This is a genomic window from Pseudomonas putida (genome assembly GCF_002906855.1).
Lineage (GTDB): Bacteria > Pseudomonadota > Gammaproteobacteria > Pseudomonadales > Pseudomonadaceae > Aquipseudomonas > Aquipseudomonas putida_N.
Window position 1 is genome coordinate 2,031,961 of the sequence record NZ_MINI01000038.1, and the last position, 16,387, is coordinate 2,048,347.

Sequence of the window (16,387 nt, forward strand, 5' to 3'; positions counted from 1 at the left end):
GTCGCCGTTTTTGTTACCGCTCAATGCATGGCCAGGATGCGAAGGCCGAGTTTCTGCTGCCCATCGGGTTGATCGGCGATCCACACCACCTCGGTGCTGGTGTGCAGGCCCTTGAGGGCCGGGTGATCGGAGTCGATGCGCACCTCCAGGTGGTCACCGACTTTGAATTGCTGCGGCGCCTGGACCTGCATGCCGCCGTTGGAAAGGTCCAGGCACACCGCCGCGATGACCTGCCCCTCATGCAGCAGGCTGACCTCGGTGTCGATGCGCATGCGGATGAAATCGCGTTTCTCGCTGTGGTTGGAGGGTGTATGAGGCATGCTGCATCCTTCCCAATAGGTTGTACTGGTTGGCGTTTTTATAACTCTCGGTGATTTACCCTGTAAAGAGCAGCGTACTCGACCGACGTATGCTTGAAACGCCTTGCGGATGGGAGTACCGTCTGCGCCTTACGAGGTATCTCGACTGGTTGCCTGGGCCGCGTTCTTGGCCTACAACTCAAGTAGAGCGTTACCACAGAGTATTCCAGCAGTTGGATGTCAGCCTTGCTGGCACCCCTGCACCCACCCAAATCGGCGCCGTTCGCCCACATGCAGAAAATCAGTGCAACGCTGCTGATCATCGATGATGACGACGTGGTCCGTGCGAGCCTCGCCGCCTATCTGGAAGACAGTGGCTTCAGCGTCCTCCAGGCCGGTAATGGCCAGCAGGGGCTCCAGGTCTTCGAAGAACACCAGCCCGACCTCGTGATCTGCGATCTGCGCATGCCGCAGATGGGCGGCCTCGAACTGATCCGCCAGATCAGCGAGCGCGCACCGCAGTTGCCGGTGATCGTGGTGTCGGGTGCCGGCGTGATGAGCGATGCGGTCGAGGCCTTGCGCCTGGGCGCTGCCGACTACCTGATCAAGCCGCTGGAAGACCTCGCCGTGCTCGAACACTCGGTACGCCGGGCGCTTGACCGTTCGCGCCTGGTGCTGGAAAACCAGCGCTACCGCGACAAGCTGGAAGCGGCCAACCGTGAACTGGAAGCCAGCCTGCACCTGTTGCAGGAGGACCAGACCGCTGGTCGCCAGGTGCAGATGAACATGCTGCCGGAAAGCCCCTGGAAGCTCGGCGAGTTCTCTTTCGAGCACCAGATCATCCCGTCGCTGTACCTGTCGGGTGATTTCGCCGACTACTTCCGTGTGGATGAGCGGCGCATAGCCTTCTACCTGGCCGATGTCTCCGGGCACGGTGCATCATCGGCGTTCGTCACGGTGTTGCTGAAGTTCATGACCACGCGGCTGTTGTTCGAATTCAAGCGCAGCAGCAAGCTGCGCGAGTTCAAGCCTTCGGAAGTGCTCAGCCACATCAACCGCGGGCTGATCAACTGCAAGTTGGGCAAGCACGTGACCATGGTCGGTGGTGTGATTGATGAAGAAACCGGCCTGCTGACCTACGCCGTGGGCGGCCACTTGCCGCTGCCGGTGCTGTATACCCCGGGCCAGGCCCGCTACCTGGAAGGCCGCGGCCTGCCGGTGGGGCTGTTCGACGAGGCGACCTACCAGGACCTGGTGATCGAGCTGCCGCCGCAGTTCAGCCTGAGCTTGATGTCCGATGGCATTCTGGACCTTTTGCCGGGGCATACGCTCAAAGATAAAGAAGCTGCCTTGCCGGAGATCGTCAATGCAGCGGGTGGTAGCCTGGATGGGCTGCGCCAACGATTTGGATTGGCTACGCTTGGGGAGATGCCGGATGATATCGCCCTATTGGTGTTGAGCAGGAACCTTCAATGAGTACCGGTAGAATCCAGTTCGCCGAGCAGAGCGGTACCTTTGTACTGAAATTCGTCGGTGAAGTGCGTCTGACACTGTGTTCGGCGCTGGATGCGACGATCGAGAAGATTTTCACCGCGCTGAACTTCTCGACCATCGTCATCGACCTGACCGAAACCGAGAGCATCGACAGCACCACCTTGGGCCTGCTGGCCAAGCTGTCGATCCTGTCGCGGCAGAAGGTTGGCCTGTTGCCGACCGTGGTTACCACCAATCCGGACATTTCGCGCCTGCTGCAATCCATGGGCTTCGACCAGGTGTTCAACATCGTCGACCGCCCGGTGCCACGCCCAGAGTGCCTGACCGATCTGCCGTCGCAGGATCAGAACGAGGATGTGGTGCGCTCCAAGGTGCTGGAGGCGCACAAGATCCTCATGGGGCTCAATGACTCCAACCGCGAAGCCTTCCATGACCTGGTGAATGCGCTGGAGCGGACCTGATCCCTTTCGGTATGACACGGTCATTGTAGGAGCGGGCTTGCCCCGCGAAAGGGCCACCAGTTCATACCCAGATCGCATCCCAGTGTGGGTAGTCCCCCGACCGCGTCACCAGTCCAGCCCTTATCGGATTGGCAATAATGTACCTGGCGACTTCCTGCACATGCTCTTTTCGGCGTAGCGCTCGGTCGTAATACCCTGCTTGCCATATTTTGCGGCGCGCCATGCCAGCTTGATAAAGCGCATGGCTACTGCATGATTTGAACCGGCGCATCAGATGGCACAGGGTTCCAGTTTGCAGTTCAATCAGCCAATGCACATGGTCAGGCATGACGACCCACGCCAAAGATTGGGTCAGTCCATCACTATCAGTTTTCCGCAGTTGATGAATGACGGCGCGGGCAAAGCGCATCTGAGTAAAGATGCGTTGTCGCTGATAGGTGACAGTGGTGAGCAGGTAAAGCTCGCCCGGTTGAGAAAAGCGGCCACGGCGCAGGAGGTGGTTGTGGGCACGATCCATGTGATATCCCTTGATGAGCGTTCAAGCGAAACATAGTTCAGGTAGCCGTGGCGTGAAGCAGGTAATGGTTGCTGGATATTGGTTGCCAGTACTGGCCCTTTCGCGGGGCAAGCCCGCTCCTACAGGATTCGCGTGGTCGCCAGGTGACATTTAATCCCGCTGCGCAAACTCGGTCGCCTCACTGCCATCCGCACTCAGCTGGAACACCCGCGCCGGCCGCCCTTGCTCATCGAACAGCACCTGCCCCAACCCCGCCCCATTCCACAGCCGCTCCCCGGCCTTGCTGCGGCTGGGCGTGAGTGGCACCACCTCCATCTGCCGGCGCTTGGTGAACCAGTTCAGTGGTGATCGTGGCGAATACAGCCAGCGGTTGAGCCGGTCCAGCACGTCCAGCAAGCGCCGTGGGAACTCGTTCTTGATCCCGCTGCTGGTCACCTGCCACAGATGCGGGCTGCGTTGGCGGTGGCGGATCAGCACCTCGTAGACGAACGAATAGTGCACGTCGCCCGAGAGGATCACGTAGTGCCCCGGTGTGCGTGAATGGCGGAAGATGTTCAGGATCACCTGCGCCGCGCCACGGTGGGCCATCCAGTTTTCGGCATCCACCAGCAACGGGTAGCCCAGCCAGCTGAACACCTTCTGCACGGTCTCGATCAGCTTGACGCCAAAGATCGGTGCCGGTGACACGATGATTGCCGAGGGGTGGTCCAGCAGCGCCTGCTGCAGCTCGCACAGCGCTTCCCAGTCGAGCAGGCCGGACGGCTTGCCCAGGTCGCTTTCGCTGCGCCAGCGGCGGGTGCGGGTGTCCAGCACCAGCAGCGGCGGCTCGCTGGGCAGGCTGTACTGCCAGCCCTGGAAGCGCAACAGCTCGCCGATCAGCTCATCCTGCTGCCGGGTTAGCGTCTGGCACTGGCTGACCAGTATGTTGCAGCCATCCGGGTCGTTGCCCCAAGCCTGGCACAGCAGATAGCCCAGCAGCGCATTGCCGATGATCCGCCGCGAGAAGGGGTTGCCGTAAGCGGTTTCTTCCCATTGCGCCGAGAGGTTCCAGTCGTCGGTGATGTCGTGGTCGTCGAAGATCATCAGGCAGGGCAGGTGGGCCATCACCCGTGCCACGTCGCTCAGGCTGGCGGCGAAGGCCTCGATCAGCGGCAGTTCCTCGCGGTAGCGCGCCTGGTCTTGCTGGCTCAGGCCGCTAGGCATGCCCAGGTCTACCAGGCGCCAGGGCGCGGGCGCCCACACCAGCAGATACATGGCCATGACCTCGGCGAAGGTCACCAAGTGGTTGTCGGCGTTGCTGGAGGAGAAGATCGGCTTGCGCTTGCCGCCGAAGAAGCGCTCGCGCAGGGTTTCGTTGCCCTGCTGGGCGGGCAACAGGTCGGCGCGATGGTAGTAGCTGGCCGGGTGGCTGTAGAGCGTTTGGCTGTCGGTGACCACCGCGCCGTCCAGCGATTCGTCGAACAGCCCCAGGCGTTCGATCAGTGAATGGATGGCGCGCAGCATCGGGCCGGCGACGTCGTCGGTATAAATCTGGTCGCCTGTCATCAATAGCACGGCGGGGCGGTCTTCCGGTCGTTGGCAGGTTTGTAGCAACCGGTCAGCGCAGAGCAGGCCGTCGGCGGCCGGGTGATGCGGCTTGCGGCAGGACCCATGCAGCACCTGGTCAAGGCGGTCGCGCAGCACCAGGCTGGGGCGATGGCTGCAAGGGTAAAGCAGGTGCGGGGCCCAGTCGGCGATGCCCAGGCCATCGATCAGCAGCTCGTAGGCGATGGCGACGTTGCGCGGCAGGGGCTCGGCGAAGTGAATGTCCAGCAGGTGAATGAAGGCGTGCTGGCCGACAGCAACGACTTGGCAATCGACCTTGGCGGTGCCGTCGAGGATGAATTCGGGCTGCAGGGGTTGGCTGCCGACCAGCCAGATGGCTAGCCTTTGCGGTTCCAGGCGGCGCATTACCGGGCCGGCGAGTACGAGGGGCAATGGGGATGAGGTCATTTTGCCTTTGAGTTCAGAACGCATTCATAGCCCGCTGAAACAAAACGGGCGGAAAATGCTGAACATTTCCCGCCCGTCTGGCAAACCTTAGATGTATCAGGCTTTTTCAGCCATCAACTTCTCGAGCTTTTCCTGATCGCGGGCAAACTGGCGAATGCCTTCAGCCAGTTTCTCGGTGCCCATGGCATCTTCGTTCATCGCCCAGCGGAACTGGCTTTCGTTCAGCACCTGCTTGGCCTCACCGGCATTGCCCGGCTTGAGAATCCGCGGCAGCTCGCCCTGGTCACTGCCCAGCTTGTCCAGCAGGTCCGGGCTGATGGTCAGGCGATCGCAGCCGGCCAGCTGTTCGATCTGGCCGAGATTGCGGAAGCTCGCGCCCATGACCACGGTGTCGTAGCCATTGGTCTTGTAATAGTTGTAGATGCGCGTGACCGACTGCACACCCGGGTCTTCGGCGCCGACGTAGTCCTGGCCGGTGCTTTTCTTGTACCAGTCGTAGATACGGCCCACGAACGGCGATATCAGGAACACGCCAGCGTCGGCGCAGGCCTGGGCCTGGGCGAAGGAGAACAGCAGGGTCAGGTTTGTCTGAATGCCTTCCTTTTCCAGCTTTTCGGCGGCGCGGATGCCTTCCCAGGTGGAGGCCAGCTTGATCAGCACGCGGTCTTTCGATACCCCGGCGGCTTCGTACAGGCCGATCAGCTGACGTGCCTTGTTCAGCAGCGCCGGCTCATCGAACGACAGGCGCGCATCCACCTCGGTGGAAATTCGCCCCGGAATGACCTTGAGAATGCCCGCGCCCACGGCCACGGCGAACTTGTCGCAGGCCAGGTCGACATTGCCCTTGGCATCGGCCTTCACCTGCTTGAGCAGCTCGGCATAGCCCGGCATGGCGGCGGCCTTGAGCAGCAGCGACGGGTTGGTGGTGGCATCGACCGGCTTGAGGCGGGTGATGGCATCCAGGTCCCCGGTGTCGGCAACCACGGTGGTGAACTGCTTGAGTTGTTCCAGCTTGGAGGTCATGGGCGTGCTCTGTCCTGTGCATTTACTCGACATTACCCGAGGCCCGACGGGCGCTCAAGAGGCCAGTGGGGCAGGGCAGAATTGCCGAAGGTGATGATTCGAGTCAGCAGCTGGCGCGAGGTTCCCTGAGGGCTCGCCTTGAGTGTTTTAGCGCCTGTGGGATCGAGCGCCGCCCGCGCGGCGCTCGATCCCACAGGCGCTGAAGATATTGTGGCAAGCACCTGTCAGACTCGCCGCAACCCCAACCTCACCGCCCTTGCATCAACTCCGCCGCCTGATCGAACACCTTCAGCGGCTCCGCCGCCTTGTGAATATCCGCCGACAACAATTGGCGGAACCGTCGCGCCCCTGGGAAACCCTGGCCAAGACCCAGAATATGCCGGGTGATGTGATGCATCGCGCCACCACTCTCCATGTGCGCCACGATATAAGGCCGCAACTGCTCCAGTGCCTCGCTGCGGCTCACCACCGGCGCTTGGCTGGCAAACAGTTGCTGATCCACCTCGGCCAGCAGGTAAGGGTTGTGGTACGCCTCACGCCCCAGCATTACGCCATCGAAGGTCTCAAGGTGCGCCTGGCATTCCGCCAGGGTCTTGATCCCGCCATTGAGCACGATCTCCAGGTCTGGGAAGTCCGCCTTCAACTGCGCGGCCACGTCGTAGCGCAGCGGCGGGATCTCGCGGTTCTCCTTCGGCGACAGGCCCTCGAGAATCGCAATGCGCGCATGCACGGTAAAGCTCCGGCAGCCGGCCTCACGCACCTGGCCAACGAAATCGCACAGCTCGGCATAGCTGTCGCGGCCATTGATGCCGATGCGGTGCTTCACCGTCACCGGCGTGGATACCGCATCCTGCATGGCTTTCACGCAATCGGCCACCAGTGCCGGATGGGCCATCAGGCAGGCACCGATCATGTTGTTCTGCACCCGGTCGCTCGGGCAGCCGACGTTGAGGTTGACCTCGTCGTAGCCGGCTTCCTCGGCCAGCTTGGCGCAGGCGGCCAGGTCGGCCGGCACACTGCCGCCCAGCTGGAGGGCCAGCGGGTGCTCGGAGACGTCGTGGCGCAGGAAACGGTGCGCGTCGTTGTGCAGCAGGGCACCGGTGGTGACCATTTCGGTGTAGAGCAGGGTTTGCTTGGAGAGCAGGCGCAGGAAGAACCGGCAATGACGGTCCGTCCAGTCCATCATGGGAGCCACGCTGAAGCGTCTGGACGGCTCAGGGCGCGTGGTATCTGGCTTAGCGCCTGATTTTGCAGTGATTTCGTTCAACGTGTTTCGTACCGATTTTCGGGGGTTTTGGGGCGTTTTTACCAAGCGCTTGTTGCAATGTACCAATCGAATCAGGACGTGTACCAATTCTCATGGCAACGATCAGACCCCGCAAGAAGGCCGACGGCGCCATCAGCTACACAGCTCAGATCCGCATCAACCGCGATAAGGTGACAGTCTACCAAGAGAGCCAGACGTTCGCCCGCAAACAGGCGGCGGTGGCCTGGGCGAAGCGACGGGAAACCGAGTTGGCGGAGCCTGGTGCAATCGAGCGGGCCAGCCGGGTAGGGCACACGGTCAAGCAGATGATCGACCGCTACCTAGTCGAGGCCGAGAAAGCCCGGCCGTTGGGCGATACGAAGCGCCGCACGTTGAATGCCATCAAGAACAGCTACCTGGGGGAGAAGGTGGATTCTGACCTCACCCAGCAGGTGCTGGTGGACTATGCGCTGTGGCGCATGAGTCCTGAAGGTGGAGGCATTAAACCGCAGACTGCCGGCAATGACCTGGCGCACCTGGGGTCGGTGCTGTCCCTCGCCAGGGCGGCGTGGGGGTATGAGATTGACGCGCAAGCAATGCCAGATGCGCGTCTGGTGCTGAAGAAGTTCGGCTACAACCTGAAGAGCCGAGAGCGGGATCGGCGTCCTACGCTCGATGAGATCGATAAGGTGATGGAGCACTTCTTCGAGATGTTGCAGCGGCGTCCGAGCGTCATCCACATGCCCAAGGTAGTAGCGTTCGCGATTTTTTCGACCCGCCGAATGGACGAGATCACACGCATACGGTGGGAAGATCTCGATGAGCACCGGCAGGCAGTGAAGGTGCGGGACATGAAAAACCCCGGTCAGAAGATCGGCAACGATGTCTGGTGTTACTTGCCGGATGAAGCGTGGATCATCGTGCAGAGCATGCCCAGAGAATGTCGCGAGATATTTCCTTACAACACGGATTCAATCGGTACAGCCTGGTCGAAGGCATGCAAGATGAAAGGGATAGAGGATCTGCACTTCCACGACTTGCGTCACGAAGGGGTGAGTCGGTTGTTTGAAATGGACTGGGACATACCGAGGGTCTCAAGTGTATCTGGTCACCGTGATTGGAACTCGCTGCGGCGGTATACCCATTTGCGTGGGCGAGGTGATGGGTATAAAGGCTGGAAGTGGATGGATCAGATCATTCAGGCACCGGTTAAACTCGGCGCCCGGGCGGAGTAGGCGGGTGGGTAACGATGCTACCTATATAAGCGCTTACTAGTGGTAGGCATCGGCTTTGGGTCGATTGCGGTCAGTCGAGTACGGCTGCTTTCGACCCATAGCGGACATCGCCAGAATGCCCGCCATGGCCAACAACGCTACTTCGGCATCAACACCGTATCGACCACATGAATCACGCCATTGGCCTGCATCACATCGGCGATGGTGACCGCGGCCTTACCACCTTTGGCGTCCATCACCCAAAGCTGGCTGCCATGTAGCATGACGGTTAGAGGTTCACCCTGGACGGTTTTCAGCATGATCTTGCCGCCGTGTGCCTTGGCCTCGGTCATCAATTGCTTGGCAGTGAGGGTGCCGGACACAACGTGGTAGGTCAGTATCTTGGTCAGATCCGCTTTGTGCTCAGGTTTTACCAAGGTGTCGACTGTACCGGCAGGTAGCTTGGCGAAGGCTTCGTTGGTCGGTGCAAAGACAGTGAAAGGACCTTTACTGTTGAGGGTGTCCACCAGACTCGCTGCTTTGACAGCCGCCACCAACGTGGTGTGGTCTTTGGAGTTCACCGCGTTTTCGACAATGGTCTTGTTGGGGTACATCGGCGCACCGCCGACCATAAGCGGGCTGGCGGCGAAGCTAGGGGATGCCGTCAGGCAAAGGGCGACTAGGCAGGTCGCGGTAACACGTTGAACAAAGGTAAGCATGATGCGTCTCCTCGATTCTTTGGCCTTCGGATGAAGGTGAGGAATATACGGAGCAGCAACCCCAACGGATGCATCACAACGACGATATTTTTCCTTGAGCGATGACCGGCCCGGTCGGCAGCCCGGTCGGCGAGCCTTTCAGAGGCTCCAGAGATACCGCCAGCACCGCACCGTCGGTGAGTGCTCCAGCAAGCTCCGAAGGCACGGTCAGTGCGGTGGCTGCATTGGCCGCCAAGAGACCGAGCGAACGTGGCGTGCCATCGCCGCCGATCACCCAGGCTTGGGCAGTGCGGTATCGCCAGGTGCTGGTTCGGGTGGGGACGAACAGCACGCTGGTGCCACCGGTTTGAACCGTCGCGGCGAAAAGTGTAACCCCGTCGCTCTGCTCCAGCCGGGCAAGCATTGCAGGCGGCGTTGGGTGTGGCGGCTGTACGAGCGTGATAACGCTTGCGAGCAGGCAGGCCGCCAGAGCCGCCGAAGTCCAGCGCCAGAACCCGAGGCTGCGCCACCAAACCGGTCGTTCGCGCTGCGGCTGGCCGATTACTGGGAACAGTTTCGCCTCGATCGCCTGCCAGACATGCGCTGGCGGGCTGACCTCGGGCAGTCGATCAAGCCAGCACGCAAAGTGAGACTGCCATGCTGCAATTGCCGCCTGAGCATTGGGGTCCCGTGCAGCCATGGCCTCGACCTGGGCGCGGTCCTCGGCGCTGAGCACGCCCAGCACGTATTCGGCGATCAACTGATCGCGTTCGTCGGATGGCACACCTTGCTCGTTCATAGGCCCAGGCACCCACGCAAGACCAGCAGCCCCCGACGGATACAGCTTTTCATGGTGCCCAGCGGGATACTGTGGCGTTCGGCCAGTTCGGCATACGAGCAGCCCTCGAAGAATGCCACGCGGATATAGCGTTGCTGATCCTCCGCCAGCGTTGCCAGGCAGCGATCGATCGCATTGCCCTGGCGTTCGCGCTCGATGCTGTCGATGACCGTGTCCTTGGCAGCCCATTGCGTGGCGGCTTCAAGTGGCTCGTGTACACGCCGGGCGCGGCGCCGGTCGATGGCCTTGTGCCGAGTGATGGTCGCAAGCCATGTGTAGGCGCTGGCGAGCCCGGGGTCGAAACTGGAAGCCTTGAGCCAGATACTGGTGTAGGCCTCCTGCAGTACCTCTTCTGCCTCGGCGCGGTTGCCCAGGTAGTACAGGCAGATCCCGAACAGTCGGGCCGAAGTGGCGCAGTACAAGGTTTCGAAGGCCAGGCGGTTACCGCTGCCGCACGCCTGCAGTAGCACATCCTGTGCCTGGACCTCGGGTTCCCGTGGGGCGGACTCCGCAGTGTTCGGTCTGATAGGCAAAGTGGGCGGTCTCCTGCGATGCATTCATTCACTCTAGCCTGCTTTGCAGGCGCTGCTCGGGTGGCCATGGCGCAGCTTTTTTTCCATCCGGTGCATCCAGTTCGACCGTTGGCGGGTATTGCTGAATGGGCAGCCTTGTGACTGCCCAACCAAATGACCTGTAAGGAGCACTACCCATGAGCCTCAAACACTCCGCCTGTCTGCTCGCCTGCTGCCTCGCCCTGGCGGTGCAACCCGCTCACGCCCAATCCACAGTGCCAGATTCGGTCAAGGTGCCCGATGGCCATCGCGTCTTACTCGAGACCGTCGGCGTCGGCGAAATCACCTACGAGTGCCGCGACAAGGCCAACACTCCTGGCCAAACCGAATGGACCTTCGTCGGCCCCAAGGCCGTGCTCAATGACCGTGCAGGCAAACAGGTGGGCGACTACTTCGGCCCCCCCGCCACCTGGCAAGCCAAGGATGGTTCGAAAGTCACCGGTACCCAGCTGGCGGTGTCACCCGCAGACAAAGGAGCCATACCCTATCAACTGGTCAAGGCCAACCCGGCCGAAGGCAAAGGCGCCATGCAAGGGGTCAGCTATATCCAGCGCCTGGCCACCCGCGGCGGCGTGGCACCGGCAAGCGACTGCACAGCGCAGAACAAAGGTACCAAGCAGGTCGTCCAGTACCAGGCCGACTATGTGTTCTGGACAGCCAAGTAAGACGCACTTGAGCAGACACCTTGCAATCGTTCATCTACGCTCGTTGGCAAGCCCCCGGCTGGATGGCCGGGGTACCTTGCATGACACAAGGAAGCTGCACACGTTGAATTCGCCTGTCGCCCCCTTCGACTTCCACCGCTGCCTGGAGGCCTGCGCACAGGGCGATCGGCGTGCCCTGCAGGCGCTTTACGACCACGAAGGCGCACGCCTGCTGGGCGTTGCTCGGCGCATCGCGCGTGACGACGCCAGCGCAGAAGATATCGTCCACGACGCGTTTATCCGCATCTGGACCCGCGCCGCTAGCTTCGACCCGGCGCGCGGCTCGGCACGCGGCTGGATCTACAGTATCACCCGCCACCTGGCATTGAATTCGATCCGCGATTCCCGCCGCGAAACGGTGCTGGACGAAGCCGATATGGATACGACGCCCACATTGCACGGGGGATTCGATGACATTGACCTCTGGTCAGGGTCGGCGAAGATCTACCGTTGCCTCGAAAAACTGCAGCCTGCACCGCAGCGTTGCATCCTGCACGCCTATGTGGACGGCTGCAGCCACGCCGAAATCGCTGGGCTTCTGGGGGCGCCCTTGGGCACCGTCAAAGCCTGGATCAAGCGCAGCCTCAAGGCATTACGGGAGTGCCTGGAATGAAGCCGGATACTGCCGAGGAACTGGACAGCCTCGCCGGCGAGTTTGTGCTGGGAACCCTGTCGCCACAGCAACATGCCACAGTGATTGAGCGCCTGGGCAGCGATCCGGCTTTGCGCGCCGCCGTGGATACCTGGGAGGCACGTTTGCTGGAGCTGACCGCGCTGGCTGCGCCGCAACCAGCAAGCGCTCGCCTGTGGGGCCGTATCCAGCGCAGCCTGAGTGAACTGGCCGCACCCGCCGTACAACAGCGAGTCAAATGGTGGCGACGCCTCGGCCTTTGGCAAGGGCTGAGTGCTGCGGGGCTGGCTGCAAGCGCGGCCCTAGCGTTTACATTGCTTACTGCGCCCCCGCCCACCACTCAATTCGTGGTGGTACTGGTGGCACCCAGCAGCCAGACAGCCGGCTGGGTGATGCAGACCAGCGACAGCCGCATGATCGAGTTGATCCCGCTTGGCCTGGATGTTGTCCCCGAAGGCATGGCCCTTCAGTTCTGGACCAAGGGTGAACAGTGGCGCGCACCAGTTTCACTGGGCCTGGTCAAGCCCGGAGAGCCCTATCGTGTTCCGCTACAGAGCCTACCACCGCTGGAGGCCAACCAGTTGTTCGAGCTTACACTGGAGAAATCCAGCGGTTCACCTACCGGGCTGCCGACGGGGCCGGTTAAGTTCATTGGCCGCGCGGTAAAAGTGATTTGAGCAAAAAGGTCTAGAACCACTGACCGCTTTGGGTCGTTAGCTGCCCTCGCCAAAGTCCGGTCCGGATTGATCGTCGACGATGTCGACGGCCACCGGCACCTGGCCAGGCGAGGTGCAATTTCCCGGTTATAGGGCATCACCAAGCTCTCGGACAAGCTGCCGGAAGTGGTGATGGGGCTGGGAGCCCTGGCGGCTGCGGTTGGGGCGTTGGGTTACCGGCGTGGAGGCAAGGCGGAGGCAGCTCAAGCCGATGTCGCTCTGCCCAAGACGGGTATTCCGGTGGTAGATGTGGGCTTGGACGCACTGGGCAAGGTGCTTGGCGCCCCGGCCAGCAATGACGCCGGCCCAGTGGTTGGCAATGATCCGCAACGGGTGTTCGTGGTGAACGCGAACGCAATCGGCCGTGTTGGTGAGAGCAGCATCGGGGCGGGAACGGCAGAGCAACCTGGGAGCCGCCGTGCGCGTCGGCGTCGTCGTCGGGTTGCGGCCAAGTTGTCTCGGTCGCGGCCAAGCGTGCCAGCTCCTCGAGCAGTAGCCTCGGCTCCAGCTTCGGTTCCGGTGGCCCGTCCGCCAAAAGCGTTGGTACCCACGTTGACACTGGCGGAGCAACTGCCGAAACCTGCGGTTCAACTGCCTGTTCATGGCGCTCAGGCGCTGGCCGGTGCGGCTTCCCCTGAGCTTGGACGCCTGGGGCAGATGGTTCGTGGCGTGCGCGGTGTCACCCGGTACATCGGCAAACTGCCGGGTGGCAAGTTTGCGGACGCCATTCCCGGTGTGCTCGACACTGCAGTCAATGCTGAAACGCGTGACGAGAAGGCAGAAGGGTATGGCGGCGCGGCAGTCGGCATGGCCGGCGCCTGGGCAGGTGCTTCGGTGGGGGCTGCAATCGGTTCGGCTGTGCCAGTCATCGGTACCGCGATTGGCGGGGCGATTGGCATGGCCATCGGTGGTATCGGTGGCGAAGCGCTCGGCGGGTGGCTGAGTAAGAAACTGTTCGGGGAGGATAAGCCAGAGGCCGTGGCAGAGGCGCCTGAGCCAAAAGGCAAAGAGCAGCCCAGGGTAGTTACTGCAGAGAGCCCACCAGCAGCGCCCCTTGTGGCGATCAGCCCCGTGGTCGGTATGCCGGCACCGGTGCCTGTGGTGAAGGCGCCGCCGGCACCCGCACCTGCATCGGCGGTTTCACCATCACGGCCAAGCAAGTCCGCTGTAGGGATGCCACCACCGGTGGCTGCAGTTCAAAAATCGGTAACGGTCGAGACGGCTACCTACAGGAGATGGACGATGCCTATCAACGAGAAACAGCTGCTGCAGATCCTCCCGAACGCCGGCCGCAAAGCCGGCGTTTTTGTTCCCGGCCTCAACGCCACCATGGGCAAGTTCGCCATCATCACGCGCCTGCGCATGGCCGCGTTCCTCGCTCAGATCGGGCATGAGTCGGGCCAGCTGCAGTACGTGCGCGAGCTGGGCAATGACAAGTACCTGTCGAAGTACGACACCGGCCGCCTGGCAGAGCGCCTGGGCAATACGCCTGAGGCAGACGGTGATGGCCAGCTGTACTGCGGTCGCGGGCTCATCCAGGTGACGGGCAAGTTCAACTATCAGGCCTGCAGCGAGGCCCTGTTCGGGGACAGCCGGTTGCTCAATACCCCCGAGCTGCTCGAGCAGCCGGTCTACGCGTCGATGTCGGCCGGCTGGTTCTGGCAGAAAGAAGGCCTGAACAGCTTGGCCGATAAGGGCGACATCCTGGCCATCACCAAGCGGATCAATGGCGGGACCAATGGCCTTGATGAGCGCAAAGCGATCTACAAGCGGGCGCTCGAGGTGCTGCAGTGAACGCCTGGGCCACTCGCTTGCTCGTCGTGACTGCGCTGCTCATCGCGTGCGCTGCCGGCGCCCGCGCAGCCTGGATGTGGCAGGAAAACGCTTACATGAAACAGCTCGCCGAGCAGGCAGACAATTACGGTGAACAGCTGGCGGCGAAGGATCGGGCGCATCTCCTTGAGCGGGAGAAGGCAGCAGCTGCGGCGCTAGACCGGCTGGATGAACAACGCAAGGCGCGCGGCGCCCTGGAAGCCCGCCTGCAGCAGCAGGCCCAAACGCACTGGAAGGAAATGAACGATGCTCAACAAGCTCAAGCTCGCCTGCGTGACAGGCTTGCTACCTCTGATCTGCGGCTGTCAGTCCTTGTCGACGCCGGAGCCTTTGCCGCCTCGCGTTGTGACGGTGGGGTGCGAGAAGCCGCCGGCACCGGAGGCGTGGTACCTGGCACCGTACGCGCCCAACTTGACCCAGCGCATGCTCAACGAATTGTCGCCATCACCGACGAAGGCAACCGGGGGCTGATCGCGTTGCAGGCCTGCCAGGCCTACGTGCGCGAAGTCACCAAGTGAAAAGAGGCGAGCCGGGTGGATGCGTCAACATCCAGCCGGCCCGCCGAACCCGCAGACCATTCCTGCAAGTCCAGCCGCAGCCTCTGCCTTGTGCACAAAGCGCGGCGAGCCTAGCACCTGTTTATCCATACAGTAAAGACTTGCATGCCTATGACCTCTCCAATCATTCCCTGGATGGGTGGCAAACGCCGCCTGGCCGACCGCTTGATCCCCCTCTTTCCCCCTCATGAATGCTATGTCGAAGTCTTCGCAGGCGGTGCCGCGTTGTACTTCATGCGTCCCCAGCCCGCCCCGGTGGAGGTGCTGAACGATCTCAACGGTGACCTGGTCACCCTCTACCGCGTTGTCCAGAACCACCTCGAGGAGTTCGTGCGCCAGTTCAAATGGGCGCTCAGCTCCCGCCAGATCTTCGAGTGGCAAAAGATGACGCGCCCTGAAACCCTGACCGACATCCAGCGTGCTGCACGCTTCTTCTACCTGCAGCAGCACGCCTTCGGTGGCAAGGTCACGGGGCAGACGTTCGGTACCGCTACCACCGGACCGGCCATCAACCTGCTGCGCATCGAGGAGAATCTGTCCGCCGCATGGCAGCGCCTCGCCGGTACCTATGTCGAGAACCTGTCCTGGCTCGCCTGCGCGGAGCGCTACGATCGAGCGCACACCTTCTTCTACATGGACCCGCCTTACTGGCAGACCGCCGGCTATGGCGTGGACTTCCCCTTCGAGGAGTACGAGCGGATGGCCGACTTCATGCGACGGTGCAAGGGCAAGGTGATGGTCAGCATCAACGACCACCCAGATATCCGGCGTGCCTTCGACGGCTTCCATTTCGAGTACCTGGATATTCGCTACACCAATACGAACCAGCGCCAAGGCAAGGCGGAAGTGACCGGCGAGCTGGTGATCATGAATTGGCAACCGGCTGGCTTGGGGCAGCTGTTCTGATGCTGCACTTTTGGGCGCCTGTCGGTTACCCGGCAGGTGCACATTGACCTAGGAAGAATCTCACAGTTAACTGTACGCATATACAGTTAATTTGGATCGTACCTCATGACCATCACCTTCATCGGTACGCCGACGGGCGGACCCACGTTGCTGCCGGTGTATTCGTTCCAAGTGCCGGCAGGCTTCCCGTCGCCGGCTGCGGATCATCTGGAGCGACACATCTCCCTCGACGAGCTCTTTGACTTACGCGCTCCCCATGTCTACCTGGTGAAGGTGGAGGGCGACAGTATGCAAGGCGCGGGGATCTACTCCGGTGATTTGCTCATAGTCGACCGAAGCAACGAAGCTGTGCATGGCGATATCGTGATCGCTGCCATAAACGCGGAGCCTGTATGCAAGCGCCTGTTCCGGCGCAACGGGGTGGTTATCCTGCAGTCGGAAAATCCCGCTTACCCGCCGCGACACGTCATGGAGGGCGACGACCTGGTCATCTGGGGTGTGGTTCGCTACAGCGTGCGCGATCATGCCCAGTGACCAAGTATTCGCGCTGATCGACTGTAACTCCTTCTATGCGAGCTGCGAGCGAGTGTTCCGGCCGGATCTTGCCAAAACCCCCATCGTCGTCCTGAGCAACAACGATCTGAGGGGTGGGAATCGTTAGTAAATCCTGTAGAGTCCGCGCCACC

At 61.7% G+C, this 16,387-nt stretch carries 18 protein-coding genes and 1 pseudogene; 11 read left to right on the forward strand and 8 right to left on the reverse strand.

The genetic code is table 11. From position 1 onward, the window contains the following. Positions 1–20 precede the first annotated feature (20 nt). Positions 21–320, reverse strand: coding sequence for a PilZ domain-containing protein (locus BGP85_RS22000; protein WP_103449841.1), 300 nt, complete (start codon positions 318–320; stop codon positions 21–23). A 270-nt stretch (positions 321–590) separates the two neighbouring features. On the opposite strand from BGP85_RS22000, the gene rssB reads away from it, so the two are divergent. Both rssB and rssC read left to right on the forward strand, forming a co-directional pair. Then, positions 591–1,775, forward strand: a complete 1,185-nt coding sequence (gene rssB, locus BGP85_RS22005) for a two-component system response regulator RssB (protein WP_103449909.1) — start codon at positions 591–593, stop codon at positions 1,773–1,775. Beyond that, positions 1,772–2,254 carry an anti-sigma factor antagonist RssC gene (rssC, locus tag BGP85_RS22010; protein WP_027919583.1) on the forward strand — a complete coding sequence of 161 codons (483 nt, stop codon included), beginning with the start codon at positions 1,772–1,774 and terminating at the stop codon, positions 2,252–2,254. Before rssB ends, rssC begins: the two co-directional genes overlap by 4 nt. 61 nt (positions 2,255–2,315) lie before the next feature. Here the strand turns inward: rssC and BGP85_RS22015 are convergent, their stop codons facing one another. The 4 genes from BGP85_RS22015 to dusA all read right to left on the reverse strand — a co-directional run bounded on the left by BGP85_RS22015 (position 2,316) and on the right by dusA (position 7,044). Then, on the reverse strand, positions 2,316–2,771 hold the full coding sequence (locus BGP85_RS22015; RefSeq protein ID WP_103449842.1) for an REP-associated tyrosine transposase: 456 nt from the start codon (positions 2,769–2,771) through the stop codon (positions 2,316–2,318). Positions 2,772–2,921: 150 nt separating this feature from the next. Next, positions 2,922–4,763 (reverse strand): alkaline phosphatase D family protein, encoded by a 1,842-nt coding sequence (locus BGP85_RS22020; RefSeq protein WP_103449843.1) that lies wholly within the window; start codon positions 4,761–4,763, stop codon positions 2,922–2,924. Positions 4,764–4,859: 96 nt separating this feature from the next. Further along, on the reverse strand, positions 4,860–5,786 hold the full coding sequence (gene tal, locus BGP85_RS22025; protein ID WP_103449844.1) for a transaldolase: 927 nt from the start codon (positions 5,784–5,786) through the stop codon (positions 4,860–4,862). Between the two features lie 247 nt (positions 5,787–6,033). Continuing rightward, a complete protein-coding gene (dusA, locus tag BGP85_RS22030) occupies positions 6,034–7,044 on the reverse strand; it encodes a tRNA dihydrouridine(20/20a) synthase DusA (RefSeq protein WP_103449910.1) in 1,011 nt (336 codons plus the stop codon). A gap of 101 nt (positions 7,045–7,145) precedes the next feature. Between dusA and BGP85_RS22035 the strand changes: the two genes are divergently transcribed. Further along, entirely contained in the window at positions 7,146–8,267 is a 1,122-nt protein-coding gene (locus tag BGP85_RS22035; RefSeq protein ID WP_103449845.1) for a site-specific integrase, read from the forward strand. 137 nt (positions 8,268–8,404) lie between these two features. On the opposite strand, the gene BGP85_RS22040 is transcribed toward BGP85_RS22035, so the two are convergent. The 3 genes from BGP85_RS22040 to BGP85_RS22050 form a co-directional block, all read right to left on the reverse strand. Further along, a complete protein-coding gene (locus BGP85_RS22040) occupies positions 8,405–8,965 on the reverse strand; it encodes a fasciclin domain-containing protein (protein WP_103449846.1) in 561 nt (186 codons plus the stop codon). Between the two features lie 73 nt (positions 8,966–9,038). Then, on the reverse strand, positions 9,039–9,743 hold the full coding sequence (locus BGP85_RS22045; RefSeq protein ID WP_103449847.1) for an anti-sigma factor: 705 nt from the start codon (positions 9,741–9,743) through the stop codon (positions 9,039–9,041). After that, the gene (locus BGP85_RS22050; RefSeq protein ID WP_181004553.1) at positions 9,740–10,315 is read right to left on the reverse strand and encodes a sigma-70 family RNA polymerase sigma factor; all 576 of its coding nucleotides are present in this window, start codon (positions 10,313–10,315) and stop codon (positions 9,740–9,742) included. The genes BGP85_RS22045 and BGP85_RS22050 overlap by 4 nt, the downstream gene beginning before the upstream one ends. 176 nt (positions 10,316–10,491) lie before the next feature. Between BGP85_RS22050 and BGP85_RS22055 the strand changes: the two genes are divergently transcribed. The 8 genes and pseudogenes from BGP85_RS22055 to BGP85_RS22095 form a co-directional block, all read left to right on the forward strand. Beyond that, the gene (locus BGP85_RS22055; protein ID WP_103449849.1) at positions 10,492–11,019 is read left to right on the forward strand and encodes a DUF3455 domain-containing protein; all 528 of its coding nucleotides are present in this window, start codon (positions 10,492–10,494) and stop codon (positions 11,017–11,019) included. Between the two features lie 103 nt (positions 11,020–11,122). Further along, a complete protein-coding gene (locus tag BGP85_RS22060) occupies positions 11,123–11,671 on the forward strand; it encodes a sigma-70 family RNA polymerase sigma factor (protein ID WP_103449850.1) in 549 nt (182 codons plus the stop codon). Then, a complete protein-coding gene (locus tag BGP85_RS22065) occupies positions 11,668–12,366 on the forward strand; it encodes an anti-sigma factor (protein WP_103449851.1) in 699 nt (232 codons plus the stop codon). Before BGP85_RS22060 ends, BGP85_RS22065 begins: the two co-directional genes overlap by 4 nt. A 1,281-nt stretch (positions 12,367–13,647) precedes the next feature. Beyond that, positions 13,648–14,199, forward strand: a complete 552-nt coding sequence (locus BGP85_RS22075; RefSeq protein WP_103449853.1) for a glycoside hydrolase family 19 protein — start codon at positions 13,648–13,650, stop codon at positions 14,197–14,199. Then, a complete protein-coding gene (locus BGP85_RS22080; protein WP_103449854.1) occupies positions 14,196–14,756 on the forward strand; it encodes a lysis protein in 561 nt (186 codons plus the stop codon). Before BGP85_RS22075 ends, BGP85_RS22080 begins: the two co-directional genes overlap by 4 nt. A 150-nt stretch (positions 14,757–14,906) precedes the next feature. After that, positions 14,907–15,701, forward strand: coding sequence for a DNA adenine methylase (locus BGP85_RS22085; protein ID WP_103449855.1), 795 nt, complete (start codon positions 14,907–14,909; stop codon positions 15,699–15,701). Between the two features lie 105 nt (positions 15,702–15,806). Next, the gene (locus BGP85_RS22090) at positions 15,807–16,235 is read left to right on the forward strand and encodes a LexA family protein (protein WP_021785658.1); all 429 of its coding nucleotides are present in this window, start codon (positions 15,807–15,809) and stop codon (positions 16,233–16,235) included. Beyond that, a pseudogene (locus BGP85_RS22095) lies at positions 16,225–16,341 on the forward strand (Y-family DNA polymerase); the annotation flags it as partial. The gene BGP85_RS22090 and the pseudogene BGP85_RS22095, both read left to right, overlap by 11 nt. Between the last annotated feature and the right edge of the window lie 46 nt (positions 16,342–16,387).

Bases quoted from the DNA above. Each gene is read 5' to 3' on its own strand.
- BGP85_RS22000 (WP_103449841.1), bottom strand. From the start codon at position 320: ATGCCTCATACACCCTCCAACCACAGCGAGAAACGCGATTTCATCCGC.
- rssB (WP_103449909.1), top strand. From the start codon at position 591: ATGCAGAAAATCAGTGCAACGCTGCTGATCATCGATGATGACGACGTG.
- rssC (WP_027919583.1), top strand. From the start codon at position 1,772: ATGAGTACCGGTAGAATCCAGTTCGCCGAGCAGAGCGGTACCTTTGTA.
- BGP85_RS22015 (WP_103449842.1), bottom strand. From the start codon at position 2,771: ATGGATCGTGCCCACAACCACCTCCTGCGCCGTGGCCGCTTTTCTCAA.
- BGP85_RS22020 (WP_103449843.1), bottom strand. From the start codon at position 4,763: ATGACCTCATCCCCATTGCCCCTCGTACTCGCCGGCCCGGTAATGCGC.
- tal (WP_103449844.1), bottom strand. From the start codon at position 5,786: ATGACCTCCAAGCTGGAACAACTCAAGCAGTTCACCACCGTGGTTGCC.
- BGP85_RS22035 (WP_103449845.1), top strand. From the start codon at position 7,146: ATGGCAACGATCAGACCCCGCAAGAAGGCCGACGGCGCCATCAGCTAC.
- BGP85_RS22040 (WP_103449846.1), bottom strand. From the start codon at position 8,965: ATGCTTACCTTTGTTCAACGTGTTACCGCGACCTGCCTAGTCGCCCTT.
- BGP85_RS22045 (WP_103449847.1), bottom strand. From the start codon at position 9,743: ATGAACGAGCAAGGTGTGCCATCCGACGAACGCGATCAGTTGATCGCC.
- BGP85_RS22055 (WP_103449849.1), top strand. From the start codon at position 10,492: ATGAGCCTCAAACACTCCGCCTGTCTGCTCGCCTGCTGCCTCGCCCTG.
- BGP85_RS22065 (WP_103449851.1), top strand. From the start codon at position 11,668: ATGAAGCCGGATACTGCCGAGGAACTGGACAGCCTCGCCGGCGAGTTT.
- BGP85_RS22075 (WP_103449853.1), top strand. From the start codon at position 13,648: ATGCCTATCAACGAGAAACAGCTGCTGCAGATCCTCCCGAACGCCGGC.
- BGP85_RS22085 (WP_103449855.1), top strand. From the start codon at position 14,907: ATGACCTCTCCAATCATTCCCTGGATGGGTGGCAAACGCCGCCTGGCC.
- BGP85_RS22090 (WP_021785658.1), top strand. From the start codon at position 15,807: ATGACCATCACCTTCATCGGTACGCCGACGGGCGGACCCACGTTGCTG.